14 protein-coding genes are annotated in these 12,743 nt (G+C 55.5%); 6 read left to right on the top strand and 8 right to left on the bottom strand.

What is annotated here, in order from left to right; translation table 11 throughout:
- Positions 1–22 precede the first annotated feature (22 nt).
- Together A3709_RS03075 and A3709_RS03070 are read left to right on the top strand one after the other, a co-directional pair.
- On the top strand, positions 23–583 hold the full coding sequence (locus A3709_RS03075) for an aspartyl/asparaginyl beta-hydroxylase domain-containing protein (RefSeq protein ID WP_066049921.1): 561 nt from the start codon (positions 23–25) through the stop codon (positions 581–583).
- Between the two features lie 66 nt (positions 584–649).
- Positions 650–1,417 (top strand): helix-turn-helix domain-containing protein, encoded by a 768-nt coding sequence (locus tag A3709_RS03070; protein ID WP_066049918.1) that lies wholly within the window; start codon positions 650–652, stop codon positions 1,415–1,417.
- Between the two features lie 18 nt (positions 1,418–1,435).
- On the opposite strand, the gene A3709_RS03065 is transcribed toward A3709_RS03070, so the two are convergent.
- Positions 1,436–2,821 carry a glutamine synthetase family protein gene (locus tag A3709_RS03065; RefSeq protein WP_066049916.1) on the bottom strand — a complete coding sequence of 462 codons (1,386 nt, stop codon included), beginning with the start codon at positions 2,819–2,821 and terminating at the stop codon, positions 1,436–1,438.
- A gap of 340 nt (positions 2,822–3,161) precedes the next feature.
- Here A3709_RS03065 and A3709_RS03060 point away from each other — a divergent pair, with 340 nt between their 5' ends.
- Positions 3,162–4,463 (top strand): FAD-binding oxidoreductase, encoded by a 1,302-nt coding sequence (locus A3709_RS03060; protein WP_066049912.1) that lies wholly within the window; start codon positions 3,162–3,164, stop codon positions 4,461–4,463.
- Position 4,464: 1 nt separating this feature from the next.
- On the top strand, positions 4,465–5,871 hold the full coding sequence (locus A3709_RS03055) for a sulfatase-like hydrolase/transferase (RefSeq protein WP_082849847.1): 1,407 nt from the start codon (positions 4,465–4,467) through the stop codon (positions 5,869–5,871).
- 5 nt (positions 5,872–5,876) lie between these two features.
- On the opposite strand, the gene A3709_RS03050 is transcribed toward A3709_RS03055, so the two are convergent.
- Positions 5,877–6,239: a cupin domain-containing protein gene (locus tag A3709_RS03050; protein ID WP_066049909.1), complete on the bottom strand. Its 363-nt coding sequence runs from the start codon at positions 6,237–6,239 to the stop codon at positions 5,877–5,879.
- Positions 6,240–6,397: 158 nt separating this feature from the next.
- Between A3709_RS03050 and A3709_RS03045 the strand changes: the two genes are divergently transcribed.
- On the top strand, positions 6,398–7,981 hold the full coding sequence (locus A3709_RS03045) for an NAD(P)/FAD-dependent oxidoreductase (protein WP_066049906.1): 1,584 nt from the start codon (positions 6,398–6,400) through the stop codon (positions 7,979–7,981).
- Here the strand turns inward: A3709_RS03045 and A3709_RS03040 are convergent.
- The 6 genes from A3709_RS03040 to A3709_RS03015 all read right to left on the bottom strand — a co-directional run bounded on the left by A3709_RS03040 (position 7,978) and on the right by A3709_RS03015 (position 11,831).
- The gene (locus A3709_RS03040) at positions 7,978–8,526 is read right to left on the bottom strand and encodes a GNAT family N-acetyltransferase (protein WP_066049904.1); all 549 of its coding nucleotides are present in this window, start codon (positions 8,524–8,526) and stop codon (positions 7,978–7,980) included. The two genes, A3709_RS03045 and A3709_RS03040, sit on opposite strands and share 4 nt — an antisense overlap.
- The gene (locus A3709_RS03035; RefSeq protein ID WP_066049902.1) at positions 8,519–9,019 is read right to left on the bottom strand and encodes a hypothetical protein; all 501 of its coding nucleotides are present in this window, start codon (positions 9,017–9,019) and stop codon (positions 8,519–8,521) included. Before A3709_RS03035 ends, A3709_RS03040 begins: the two co-directional genes overlap by 8 nt.
- 156 nt (positions 9,020–9,175) lie before the next feature.
- On the bottom strand, positions 9,176–9,379 hold the full coding sequence (locus A3709_RS23565) for a hypothetical protein (RefSeq protein WP_197484057.1): 204 nt from the start codon (positions 9,377–9,379) through the stop codon (positions 9,176–9,178).
- Positions 9,380–9,435: 56 nt separating this feature from the next.
- On the bottom strand, positions 9,436–10,056 hold the full coding sequence (locus tag A3709_RS03025) for a MarC family protein (RefSeq protein ID WP_066049899.1): 621 nt from the start codon (positions 10,054–10,056) through the stop codon (positions 9,436–9,438).
- A gap of 241 nt (positions 10,057–10,297) precedes the next feature.
- Positions 10,298–10,903 (bottom strand): CPBP family intramembrane glutamic endopeptidase, encoded by a 606-nt coding sequence (locus A3709_RS03020; protein ID WP_197484056.1) that lies wholly within the window; start codon positions 10,901–10,903, stop codon positions 10,298–10,300.
- Positions 10,904–11,036: 133 nt separating this feature from the next.
- Positions 11,037–11,831, bottom strand: a complete 795-nt coding sequence (locus tag A3709_RS03015; protein WP_066049896.1) for a methyltransferase — start codon at positions 11,829–11,831, stop codon at positions 11,037–11,039.
- A 542-nt stretch (positions 11,832–12,373) separates the two neighbouring features.
- Between A3709_RS03015 and A3709_RS03010 the strand changes: the two genes are divergently transcribed.
- On the top strand, positions 12,374–12,743 hold a 370-nt coding region (locus A3709_RS03010), incomplete at its 3' end, for a TetR/AcrR family transcriptional regulator (RefSeq protein ID WP_156507549.1).

Below are 12,743 nucleotides of genomic sequence, written 5' to 3'. Positions count from 1 at the left end.
GCTATTTGCTCTGGGGAAAGCGATGGACATCGAAGTAGCACTCAAGGATCTTGGCCCGGTCGATCAGGTTGCGCTGTCGGATGCGATCCTGGCATTGCCGCAGGCCGCCTGGGAGGCGAACCGCCAGCGACAGCAGGACTATGACGTGCATCGACGCACCGAATCCGTGGTTCTCATTTTCACCGATGGTGAAGGCTGGCCGGATATCACGGTCAGTCGTGAGTCGGGTTGGGAGTGGCTCAGTGATTTGGCTGTACCGCTGATGAACGAGATTGTGAATACCCATTATGCACCGGGTGGCACCATCATTCGCGCCATGGCAGCCAAGCTGCTCCCAGGGGAGGTGATCACACCGCACCGGGATCACCATCCGTCGTTCCATTACGGCCACCGAATTCATATCCCGATAAAGACCAACACCCGGGTGCGCTATACAGTGGCCGGTCAACCATATCGGATGACGGTGGGGCATGCCTATGAAATTAATAACCAGAAAACCCACAGCGTGATGAACAAGGGTGCGGACGACAGGATTAACTTTATCTTTGATTACGTACCTCCAGACCGGGTCGCGGGCGCGTGACACGCGAGGTGGCACCCGGCATGGAATATGCATAGAATTAGACCCATAAAATAAAAGGGCATTCGCATGGTAAGCGCAGATTTTGTAGCGAGTTATATAGACGCCTGGAATCAACATGACCCCGCCGGTGTGGCTGAGCACCTGGCAAAGGGGGGGACCTACTTCGACATACCCACACAGCAGCAGATGAATCGCGACGATCTCGTGAGGCATCTAAAGCAGTACTTCGCCAACGATACAAACTACTACACGCTGGTGGGTGAGGTGCTCTCCGGGGAGAGCTCCATCGCATTCCAGTACCGTGCATGCCCTGACGGTGAAAATGGCGAGGGCGGTTGGATGGGCGCCGAGTTCATAACGATGGACGGGGAGGGCGCCGGTCTCATCGAGGATTACTACCGCGATCCGGAACTAGTCTCGCGCCGCAGGAGTGGTGAGGCTAGTGGCAGCCGTTATGCAAAGTCCGGTCTTAACCCTGCAGCGCGGCAGGCAGTATTGACGAGGCTGTTGGACGCAATGGAAAAAGAGCAGTTGTTCCTAGATTCGCATCTGTCACTGCCTGAACTTGCCACCCGGCTTGGCTGTTCGATCAATCACCTGTCCCAGGCGATTAACGAGGGACACGGTGTCAGCTTCTTCGACTTTATCAATCGCTATCGGGTGCAGGAGGCGACGAATATCCTGGTGCAGGATGAAAGAGCGTCGCCCTCAATTCTCGATGTTGCACTGGCGGTAGGGTTTAACTCAACCTCAACTTTCTATGCGGCCTTCAAGAAAAGCACCGGCCTTACTCCCGCTCAGTACCGACGCGAATCCCTCAACGAAAAGAAATAATCTGGCCGGCAGCGCGATTTACAGCGCTCTGAGATACCACTCATAGTCCAGGTCGGGAACCTGGCCATTGTAGTCGTCACTCTCACCCTGACGCAGCGCGGCGAAGGTAGAGCAGTAAGTAGCACCCAGATAGTCTTTCAAGATACTCCCTTTACGAAAATACTCCAGAGCTGCATCCCAGCGCCGGGGTAGAGTGACTTCGGCCTCGGATAGGTCGGCATCTACCGGTACCGGTTCGCCGGGATCAGACTGATGGGAAATACCGTGGAGCATACCTGCCAGTACCGCGGCGGTGACCAGGTAGGTGTTTGCATCTGCGCCAGCTACACGATGTTCCACCCGCCGGTTATGTTCAGACGACACAGGAACGCGCAGGGCAACTTCGCGATGGTTATAGCCCCAGGTCGGTGAGGATGGCGCGAAAGCGCCTGGCTTGAAGCGACGATACGAGTTGGCATTGGGGGCGAATATGGCCATGGCCTCGTCCATGGTGTCTGCCAGGCCACCAATGGCATGGCGCAATGTGTCGCTGTAATGCTCGGGCGGACCGCCTGCGTCGCAGGCAAAAATATTGTTGCCGTCGGCGTCGTAAATGCTGGCGTGAATATGCAGCCCATTGCCGGCGATATCGGCAAAGGGCTTGGCCATGAAGGTCGCCCCCATGCCGTGCTTGCGGGCTACACCTTTAACAATGCGCTTGAGCAACATGCCGTGATCACAAGCCTCGAGTGGGTCTTCAGTATGATGGGTATTGATTTCCCATTGGCCCGAGGCAAATTCGGAATGGATTGCCGTCAGGGGCACGTTCTGCAGATCACAGGCCGTGCGCACATCGTCGAGAAAGGCGTCGCAGTCGATCAGATCGTCAGCCATGCAGTATTGAATACCCTGTTGTACGCGTCCAGTGCCAGGGATATTGCCCTTCAACGGTTGCGGACTACCTTCTGTGCCAGGGGCCAACAGGTAAAACTCCAGCTCAGTGGCCACGACCGGACGCAGGCCGGCTTCCCGGTACCTTTTGAGTACCCGCATCAATACGTTGCGTGGATCGGGCCATGAGGGCTGCATCTGCATATCGACAAAACGCGTGAGTACCTGGGCCGTGGGTGACGCAAGCCAGGGAATCCGAGCGAGGGTGCCGGGAATGGGCAGGAGCAGCTGATCGGGGTCACCGGCCAGCAAGGAGTGGTCCAGGCCTTCGTCGTACAGATCACCACTCATGCCCAGCAGCGGTACGCTCAGTGGGGCTTTGAATTTGTTGTCGAAGAGCATATCGAACTCGCGTCGGTGGATGCGCTTACAGCGAAGAATGCCGTTAATGTCAGGCATGAGCAGTTCCAGCATCTGAATGTCCGGATGCTGCTCCAGAAACGTATCGACTTCTGTCGCCGTCTTGTTATTCATGATGATAAAAGGCTCCTTGCCTATATCCTACCGCTATCAACAGCGTAGATAATCCTCTCGCTACGCGCCCGTCTACCTGACGTATAGGGCTGGAGCAAGCCGATAGAATTGACTTGGCTGTGCGGCTGTTGCTCAATAGTAACCAGTTATTAACGGTGCACGAATGAAAAATCGCGCAGACATTACCCCCCCCTTTGTTGCCTGGAGTCACTGGGTCTGCACACCTGCGGCCTGGCAAAATATCTTTCAGGGTGAAGACGAAGACCCCGCCTCGATCTGCTGAATCAGACAAGTGCGCTCGCGTGTAGCGGGCAGACATTGATAGCAGGAGGAACAGGTCATGTTCGGACTCAAAACAACCGTTGAAACCCGTGAGCACACGGGCTCTTATTACGCAGCATCTGCCAACTGGCAAACGGCCTACCCACGCATGGAGAACGACATCGAGGCCGATGTCGTGGTGGTGGGGGGTGGCTTTACCGGGGTAAACACCGCGGTGGAGTTGGTAGAGAAAGGCTACGATGTGGTGTTACTCGAAGCCAACCGCATCAGCTGGGGCGCAACCGGTCGCAACGGCGGTCAGGTGATTGGTGGCATCGGCCACGATCCGGAGCGTTTTGAAAAACAGATCGGAGCCGATGGCGTCAAGGCGATCTACCGTATGGGCATTGCGGCCCGGGATATTATTCGCGAGCGTGTGGAGAAGTATGACATTGATTGTGACCTCACCTGGGGTTACTGCGATGTCGCGCTGAAGCCCCGGCACCTCAAACAATTTGCCGAGTGGCGCGATTTCGAAAAAGAGATTGGCAATCCTCACGAGTACCGTTTGCTTGATCGCGATGAACTCAAGGAGTACGTCAACAGTGATGCCTATCTCGGTGGTTTGATGAATACCGCCAATGGGCATGTGCATCCGCTCAACCTGTGTATTGGCGAGGCCCGCGCTGCAGAACGCGGCGGTGCCAGAATATTTGAGCAGTCACGGGTTCAGGAAATTGTGCAGGGCCAGCGGGTTAGGGTGCGCACGGATGAGGGCAGCGTGTTGGCCAAGAAGGTGGTGCTGGCGGGCAATGCGTATATGGGCGGCCTGATTCCCAAACTGGCGACCCGCGTGTTGCCCTCCAACAGCTCAGTGGTCGCTACGGCACCATTGCCGGAGAGTATGGCCCAGCAGCTAATGCCGGGTAATGTGGCAGTGTGCGATCCGCGCACGGCGCTCGACTATTTTCGCCTCTCCGCTGACCGGCGGATGCTGTTTGGTGGCTTGTCTAATTACACCGGGCTGGAACCCAAGGACCTGGAAGGGACCATCCGTCGCAAGATGGAAAAGGTCTTCCCGGAGCTGACCGGCATTCCCATCGATTACGGCTGGAGTGGCCAGATGGGTATCGGCCTGAATCGCATGCCGCAATTGGGGCGACTGGCGGACAACATCGCCTATATACAGGCTTACTCCGGACACGGCGTGGCGCCCACCCACATGATGGCGAAAATTACCGCGGACATGATCGACGGCAAGCCCGACGACTTTGATGTATTTGCCCGCATTCCCCACTGGCCCTTCCCTGGCGGTAAATACCTGCGGCGTCCCGCGCTCGCAGTGGGCATGGCGTACTTCAAAGTAAAAGACGTGCTTTAAGATGAATAAATCGCTAGTGAACACGTTGACCGGGGTCTGCCTGGGTTTGTGCTGTACCTTCGCGGGTGCAGCACCCGGTAGTGCCGCCAAACCCAATATCGTGCTGCTGCTGATGGACAACTTCGGCTATGGCGAGGTTGGGGTGTACGGTGGAGGCGTGTTGCGCGGCGCCCCTACGCCGAATATTGACAGCATTGCCCATCAGGGTTTTCAGCTGACCAACTTTAACGTGGAGGCGGAGTGTACACCCTCGCGCGCGGCCTTGATGACGGGGCGTTACGGCATTCGGACCCGGCTGCGTGCTGAAGGTGAACCGCGCGGCATTTGGTATGGCATTACGCCCTGGGAGGTCACCCTGGCGGAAATGCTGTCCGACGCCGGTTACAGCACCGGGATGTTTGGCAAATGGCATCTGGGTACAGGCAAGAATCGATACCCCACTGATCAGGGGTTTGACGAGTGGTACGGTATTCCCAACTCCTCCGACCAGGCATTCTGGCCCGACAGCGACAGTTTCCAGGCTGATGCCGGCGTAGAGCTGACCCGGGTGATGACCGCCAAGCGCGGTGAGACGCCGAAGAAACACGAACTGTATGGCCGCGCCAAGCGCGCCACCATTGATCGGGAGATTACCGATCGGGCTATTGATTTTATCGAGCGAGAGGCCAAGGCGGGCAAGCCGTTTTTCGCCTATCTGCCTTATACACAAACCCATGAGCCGGTGGATGCGCATCCTGATTTCAAGGGTAAAACCGGCAATGGCAGCTTCGCCGATGTGCTTGCACAGACGGACGCATATGTAGGCGATGTGTTGGCGACGCTGGAAAAATTGGGCGTGGCTGAGAACACCATCGTGATCTTTTCTGCTGATAACGGCCGCGAGGGCATTAAACGTTCCTTCGGTTTTACCGGCCCCTGGCGCGGCACAATGTTTTCACCCTATGAAGGATCGCTGCGAGTGCCGTTTCTGATCCGCTATCCCGGAGTCATTCCCGCCGGTCAGGTATCCAACGACATTGTGCACATAATCGACGTGTTTCCCACCCTGGCGAACTTCGCAGGTGGCGAACTGCCCGATGATCGCATGCTGGACGGTGTTGACCAGTCAGATTTCTTCAAGGGCAGTGCGCCCAAATCGGCCCGGGAATCAATGGTTATCTACATTGGCAACGAACTCTTTGGCGCCAAGTGGCGTAACTGGAAGATGCTGATCAAGGAAATCGACGAGGACAGCTATGCAATTATGAACATGGCATATCCCTCGTACTACAACCTGATTGTGGATCCGAAAGAAGAGGAGCCGGAGAAGTTCTACTTGGATGATACCTGGGTGGATGGGCCCCTGTGGGAGACGGTGGAAGCGCACCAGGCGTCACTTGAAAAGGACGCCGGCACGCCTGATCCCTGAGGGATTTATTCGGTGTACAGCATCATGTACACCTTGCGCACCTTCTCGATGACCTCGGCGGTGCCTTTCCAGCCCAGGGGAAAGACCCAGCTGTCGCCGGCCTTGATGTCGGTGACCTGGCCGGATTCCGAGGTGAGGCGCCAGTGGCCTTCCAGTAGATGGCAGAATTCCACCAGATCCAGGTCCAGCTGCAGAGTGCCCACCTCACATTCCCAGGTGCCTGTCACCATTTTGGCGCCTTCAAATTCACCGTTGAAAAAGCCGGCATCGGTCTGCAGGGGCAGGGGGCCTACCGGGTCACCGAAGCTGTCTACTTCGACGAGTCCGGTGAGCGAGGCACATTGATGTTGTACGCTGATTTCTGGCATGAGTAAGATCTCCCGTTGGTTCTATATGACGACACTGCGTGCAAGTGTGTAGCGAGTGAATCACAGGCCCGAGCTGTGATCTTCCTAGCCGGTCGGCACGGAGGCCGTCAGCATTGTCGCGGGTATACTAGTTTTTTAAGCGCAGGGGGCAGGGATCAGTGAGTACACCAGACGTCGATGTTGTTATTGTCGGGGGCGGGCACAACGGCCTGACCTGCGCCGGTTATCTCGCCCGCAAGGGACTTAAGGTAACGGTACTGGAGGCCCGCTCCAAAATAGGCGGGGCCGCGGTGACCGAAGAGTTCCACCCCGGCTTTCGCAACTCGGTATATTCTTACTCGGTCAGTCTGCTACATCCCCAGGTGATCGCTGACCTGCAGTTGGAGCAACACGGATTGGAGATCATGGAGCGTCCTGCCGGCACACTCAGCCTGCTGGATAATGATCACTTGCTCATGACTCGCGACGGAGAGCAGGCGCGTCGCGAGATTGCCCGTTTTTCCCGGCGTGATGCCGATCGCATTGATGCCTTCGACGCAGAGATCGCCGAAGTGGCGATTGCCCTGCGTGCGCTGGCCACCCAGGCTCCGCCCAATGTCGGTGGCGGCTGGGGTGACCTGGTCGGCCTCCTCAAAGCCGGCAACGTGATGCGTAAACTTGATGGTCGCCATCAGGCGGTACTCGCGGAACTGATGACCCGCTCCCTGGGTGATTACCTGGACATGTGGTTTGAAGGCGAGGCGCTTAAGGGGGTGCTCGGGCTGGAAGGGGTGATTGGCAACTTTGCTGAGCCCTACCAGGCCGGCACGGCTTACGTACTGCTGCACCACGCGTTTGGCGAAGTAAAGGGCCGGGCTGGCGCCTGGGGGATTGCCCGCGGAGGCATGGGGGCGATTACCGAGGCGATGGCCTCGTTTGCGCGCAGCCGCGGGGCGACCATCGAAACCGAGTGTCCGGTGAATCGCATTGTGGTTGAAAAGGGCAGGGCCGTCGGTGTCGAAACTGCCGATGGCCGGACCATTACTGCGCGCCATGTGGCCGCCAGTGTTCACCCGCAGGTGCTATTGCAACGCCTTCTGGACGTGGAGCTTCTCGATGAGGCGGACCAGCGGCGGATTCAGGGGTATCGCAGTCACTCTGCTACATTCCGGATGAATGTGGCGCTGTCTGAGCTTCCGCAATTCACCTCGATGGCCGGACGTGGTGAGGAACACTTCAAGGGGGCTATTGAAGTAAGCCCCTCGCTGCAATACATCCAGAACGCCTACTTTGATGCCAGGAACGATGGCTGGTCGAAGCGCCCGGTCATTTCCATGCAGGTGCCTTCCACCCAGGACGATTCACTGGCGCCGGCGGGCGGCCATGTGGCGTCGCTGTTCTGTCAACATTTTCAGCGTCATCTGCCCGACGGTCGCAGTTGGGATGAGGTTCGCGATGAGGTGGCCGACCAGATTATTGGTACGGTCGACCAGTATGCGCCGAATTTCAGGGCGTCTGTGGTGGGCCGTCAGATCAAGACACCGCTGGACATCGAGCGTGACTTGAACATGGTGGGCGGCGATATATTCCATGGTGCACTGCACCTGGATCAGTTCTATTCATTGCGTCCGATTCCTGGCTATGCAGCTTACAAGATGCCCGTGGAAGGGGTTTATCTCTGTGGTTCTGGTGCGCATCCTGGTGGCGGCGTCAGCGGGCTGCCAGGTCGTAATGCAGCGCAGGCGATTTTGAAAGCGCGCTAAACGGGCGAGGTGGTTGCGCTTTCGCCCCCTGGGCCTATCGGTCGCAGCATAACCAGATCCTGCTGCAGATCTGTGCCGAACATGAACGTATTACCACCAACCGTGTGAAAGCCGTGCTTACGGTAGAACGCAATCGCGCGCGGGTTTTCTTCCCACACACAGAGCCAAAGCACCCCGGCACCCGCCGATTCAGCCTGCTCAATACAAGCCACCATCAGCGCCTGCGCCACGCCCCTACCATGCCATTGGCTGTGCACATACAGACGTTGAATTTCCATTGAGCTGGCTGCGTCGATGCAGTTGAGATGGGTGTCGACACGTAAGTACGCGTAGCCGGCGATTTTCTCATTCTCTAAATACAGCAGCGTGCTGGTATGTGGGTGCTCGATCTCGCTTTGTTGAATATCTTTGCCAAAGCTTTTCCGACAATACAGGTCCATATCCTCCATTGAGTTGGATGACGCAAATGCGTCTCTGAACGCGTACTCGGCAAAACCTGCAATGGCTTCGACATCGGTAGTGGTTGCTTCCCTGAGCTCAGTCATCGCGGTCACAGCGTACCTTGGTGGTGGGATTTACGGAAATAGGTGCCTGGTGCTCGTAAGCGGATTGGGCCAGTATTAACGGCGGGTTCAGCATTACAGGAAACCACACCTGGCGCCAGCGCGTCAGTGTCTCGGTTGCGCTCAGCTGCTGGGGCGATGCTGGCGTGGATGGCAGTGTCACGTCAAACATTGCGCTGGCCTGACAGTTAATGGCGCCAATGTAGCCATCGCCATCGGCGATGACGCCACAAATCAGGCGCTCACAGTTAGGGCAGAGCAGAAAAACAGCCTGGTCTGACCCCTGCCGAACTTGTGGCGGTTCAGCCGCGAACGTTACTGTGAGCTGCCCCGCTGGATCGGAAAGATAAGCAGCACCTCGCCGGGTGCAGAAGCTGCAGTCACAAGCGCGCGGCGAATACTCGCTCAGCGGTTTCGGCAATGACAGATCAAGTGTCGCTGAACCGCAGCGACACTCGCCCTGGTAGTGATACATTCGCCTGCCTCTGTTCCTAGAGTTGCCACAAACCGTGGTCATTGCCGCCTTGAATATAGATAGCAAACGAGCCTTTCCCGGGCACGGTCATCGGTGGCATGGCGATCCCGGCGCCGGCAGCGGCGACATGGGCGATCGCCTCATCGATGTCTTCAATCAGCCAGTATGGCGCACCAAAGTTGCCTCTGTCTCCCTGAAAGGGCCGCGGACCCCAACGATCGAGTCATCTGCCAGTGTGGCAGTGCGGGCGCCGCCGAGCAGTTCATCCGGTGCACTAAAGCTGACTCTCTGGGACAGCTCACAGGCATGGCATACCGCATCAATATCGCGGGTGACGATTTCGAGATAGTGAACTTTCATGATGCTCTCTCTTTTCCGCTAGATATGTCCTGATGAATGGGTGATGCGAACCTGCATTAGGCCGCGGGGCCGAGACCGAAGTAAGAGTCGATACCTGATAACACGCTGGTGACCGCAACGGCGGAGAGAATCAGCCCCATAACCCGGCTCACGACGCTGGCACCGGCGAGCCCGATTATGCGCGAAATCAGATTGGAGCCCAGCATCAGAATCAGCGCGACAAGCAATACAGCGAAAATCACCAGTGCGACCAGCATCTGGTCGGTGATGCTGTAAACCGCATTCTCAGTTTGCATGACCGCCGCGAGCATGGCGCCGGGGCTGGCGATGGAGGGTACAGCGAGAGGAAATATGGCGTGGTTCTGTTTCGGGGCAAGCATTTTCAGTTCTTCATCGGGTTTGCTGTCGCCAAAAATCATGGTCAGGGCAAACAGGAACAAGACGATGCCTCCCGCAATTTCGAATGCCGGTAAAGGAATGCCGATTGCCACCAGGATTAACTCGCCTACCGTGACGAAAAATACCAGCACTGCTGCGGCGACCAGAATGGCCTGCATGGCCGCTTTTGTCCTGTCGCGCTGTTCCATGCCGGCAGTGACGGCAATAAATACTGGCACAGTGCCTATGGGGTCGATAACGGCGAAGAAGGTAACAAAGGTGGCTACATAGTCGATCATGGGTTGATGGGAACCTGCCCTGGAAATGTCTAGTAAAAAGTTTAGGTGACGCAGCGGATTTTGGAATGAAGAATCGGAGCTGTCCGTGAACAATGGATGCCGATTACTCCCGCATGGCTGGAGCCATCACTTGTTATCCTGGGAGCCTTTGCTTTGAATCGTCGCTGACGAAAAATACCGCACCTTCACAAGGAATCATATGAAGGCCAATACCCGACTTGCACTCGCTCCCAGCCAAAGATCATTCTGATTTCTCAGACCAAAAGCCTAGTCTGTCTCTAGCCGCAGAAATAACTAGTCCCGGTTCAATCATGGCTGTGATGATAAAATGGGCAGCGATGCAAGGTGCCAAGCTACGATCGCCAATGACATAGACGCAAGCCAGGGCTGTACCTAGAATCGTCGTGGATAAGGCGGCATTGATTCCTGCCTTGTAGTTCCTAAGACCCCACAAGAGGTGGGCCAGGCCAAAGGCCAATCCAGACAATACAATTTGCAAGTAGATAGAAAAATTTTTGCCGTGCAAATAGTCCATTATCCACTTTCGAAACACCATTTCTTCAACGATTCCCGCACACACAGCTGCAACAATCGCCGCGGCCTTCAAAAAATCGAGTTTGAAAAGATAGCGTCGAATGTCGGTATTTTTGGACGCTGACTTGATGTACAGGGCCGCGATGATAAGTGCGCAAAGCCAGCTTATTAAATTGCCTGACTCGCCTCGCGCAAAGCCAAGGTAAGCGGTGAATGCGGGGATATCATTTGCAGCAAGAAACACGATGAGAGCGCCCATCCAGAGGATCATCGAGAATAAAACTATATATGCTGATTTTATTGCACTATCCATTACCGTTCAGGGATATCCATTTATCGACTGGTAGCTTAGGGGCCAGAAGCGGACGCTTGCTCAACCGCCGCGCGACTTCCGCTTCCAATTAAACCCGACTACTCAACTAATCCGCTTTTCGCACAGATTTAACCTAGATGATGAACGGGATTAGCACCTTCCGCTCGCGCGGGTAGTCGGGAAATTTCTCCTGATACCAACGATGCACCTGGAATGCTCTCGGGATCAAGTTAGCCGCACTCACTGCGAGCACGAAAACTGCTCCCAGCGACCAAGTGGCAATCGCGAACCCGGTGAATGAGAGCAGTTCGCTGAAATAACTAGGATTGGTAACGTACTTGAATAATCCTGCTTCTGGAACCCGATAAACTTTCTCCCCAGATTCAACTTCTTGTCGACTCCGAAGATTGCGAATGATCGAATCGGACTGCAGATTAAGGAGGAAGCCACAAATATAGATGGCAATACCGATGATGAATCGAGGGTCTGACAGCCACTCTGCGGTGATGTGCGTACTCAGGTGTGAGATGAAGACCGCATTGAGGTAGCCGTGGAGAGTAGTTACAAGCCAGCCAGAGACCACCACGATGATCGAGAAAGTTCCTTTCGAACCTTTGGCAACTCGCATCAACAGAGGAAAGATGAAACCTCTATTACCATAGTGAACCAACCATATACCCAGGAAAATCATCGGGACCAAGGCTTGGGCATTCTTCCCATGTATATAGAACCAGACAAAACTCAGCGTTGCGGGTAACTCCATAAGAAACCACCCAAGTCTCGGTGAAAGGTTGATTCCTCCACGCTCCGCCCCCAGCTTCCCATATGGAGCCTCCGTCATAAAAGCGCCGACCAGAATCAATGCCGCATACACAAAGCTCCCTATCAGTACGAACTTGTACACTTCGGCGGACATCAACCAATCCATTTCCAATTCCTACCCCAAGTATCCTCTTTGAGGTCAGCATGTTGGGGGAATCGAAGTCCGTTTTATATAGCCGATCAAGTCACTTAGATTTACATTTTCAGTCAGAAACTGTCGGCTACTAGGCGAAAGCGGGCATTGAAGGGCCGAAATGGCCCAGGTGTCCAGAAAGGTCCGCTATCACCTCAAAGCGGCCGGTCGATGAAGTTCAAATAACGTTTTTTTAGGACCGCTTCCGGCCAGGAGCAGCCAACTTAAATCACATCTGTGACGCTTGAAGTTGCCAGAATTGACGTAGTTTCCAGAAACGTTGAAGCGAAAGCTCTGGAAAGGCTCTCCAGCCAGAATCGAAGGGCACTGATCGGCCGGGAGCAACGCAGCGCTGGACATTGTTATCGATCAATTAGTGACTGTAGGTTCATGAATCTGATTTATTGCCCGGGATAACACGTTAGCACCTGAAAATCCAACCGTCAGTCCAGCGAGGTTGACAAAGTATCAGTTGAGTCATAACATCGATATAACATTGTTATATTGTTTTATTCATGAAGAGAGCTACTCGAGATCGCATCCTGAACTGCACAGCTAAATTGGCGACCACGCCCGATAACCGAAAGCTGACTATACGAAACGTAGCCGAAGACGCCGGGGTTACGACACAGGCGGTCTACACACTATTCGGCGGGAAGGAAGGTTTAATCGCCGCTCTCTTTGAGGAGTGTTGGAATACGCTGACTCATCGTCTTCGCGATGTGCCAGAGAGCAGCCACCCCCTGGAAACCCTGTGTTCCCTAGGTCGTTGTTACATCCAGTTTGCCAAAGAGAACCCGGAGTTCTACACGCTAATGATCGGTCGGGCCACTGGCAGCGTTACCGTGCCTGATCGGGAGCTACGGCACGCGGCGCCGTGGAGTT

Origin of the sequence: Halioglobus sp. HI00S01 (assembly GCF_001635445.1) — a bacterium.
GTDB lineage: Bacteria > Pseudomonadota > Gammaproteobacteria > Pseudomonadales > Halieaceae > Halioglobus > Halioglobus japonicus.
The sequence above is the reverse complement of the archived record's forward strand: the minus strand, read 5'-3'. Positions and strand labels throughout refer to the sequence as shown.

Coding starts and splice junctions, on each gene's coding strand:
- A3709_RS03050 (WP_066049909.1), bottom strand. CDS start 6,239: ATGCCAGAAATCAGCGTACAACATCAATGTGCCTCGCTCACCGGACTC.
- A3709_RS03025 (WP_066049899.1), bottom strand. CDS start 10,056: ATGATCGACTATGTAGCCACCTTTGTTACCTTCTTCGCCGTTATCGAC.
- A3709_RS03065 (WP_066049916.1), bottom strand. CDS start 2,821: ATGAATAACAAGACGGCGACAGAAGTCGATACGTTTCTGGAGCAGCAT.
- A3709_RS03040 (WP_066049904.1), bottom strand. CDS start 8,526: ATGACTGAGCTCAGGGAAGCAACCACTACCGATGTCGAAGCCATTGCA.
- A3709_RS03055 (WP_082849847.1), top strand. CDS start 4,465: ATGAATAAATCGCTAGTGAACACGTTGACCGGGGTCTGCCTGGGTTTG.
- A3709_RS03020 (WP_197484056.1), bottom strand. CDS start 10,903: ATGGATAGTGCAATAAAATCAGCATATATAGTTTTATTCTCGATGATC.
- A3709_RS03075 (WP_066049921.1), top strand. CDS start 23: ATGGACATCGAAGTAGCACTCAAGGATCTTGGCCCGGTCGATCAGGTT.
- A3709_RS03060 (WP_066049912.1), top strand. CDS start 3,162: ATGTTCGGACTCAAAACAACCGTTGAAACCCGTGAGCACACGGGCTCT.
- A3709_RS23565 (WP_197484057.1), bottom strand. CDS start 9,379: ATGAAAGTTCACTATCTCGAAATCGTCACCCGCGATATTGATGCGGTA.
- A3709_RS03015 (WP_066049896.1), bottom strand. CDS start 11,831: ATGGATTGGTTGATGTCCGCCGAAGTGTACAAGTTCGTACTGATAGGG.
- A3709_RS03035 (WP_066049902.1), bottom strand. CDS start 9,019: ATGTATCACTACCAGGGCGAGTGTCGCTGCGGTTCAGCGACACTTGAT.
- A3709_RS03070 (WP_066049918.1), top strand. CDS start 650: ATGGTAAGCGCAGATTTTGTAGCGAGTTATATAGACGCCTGGAATCAA.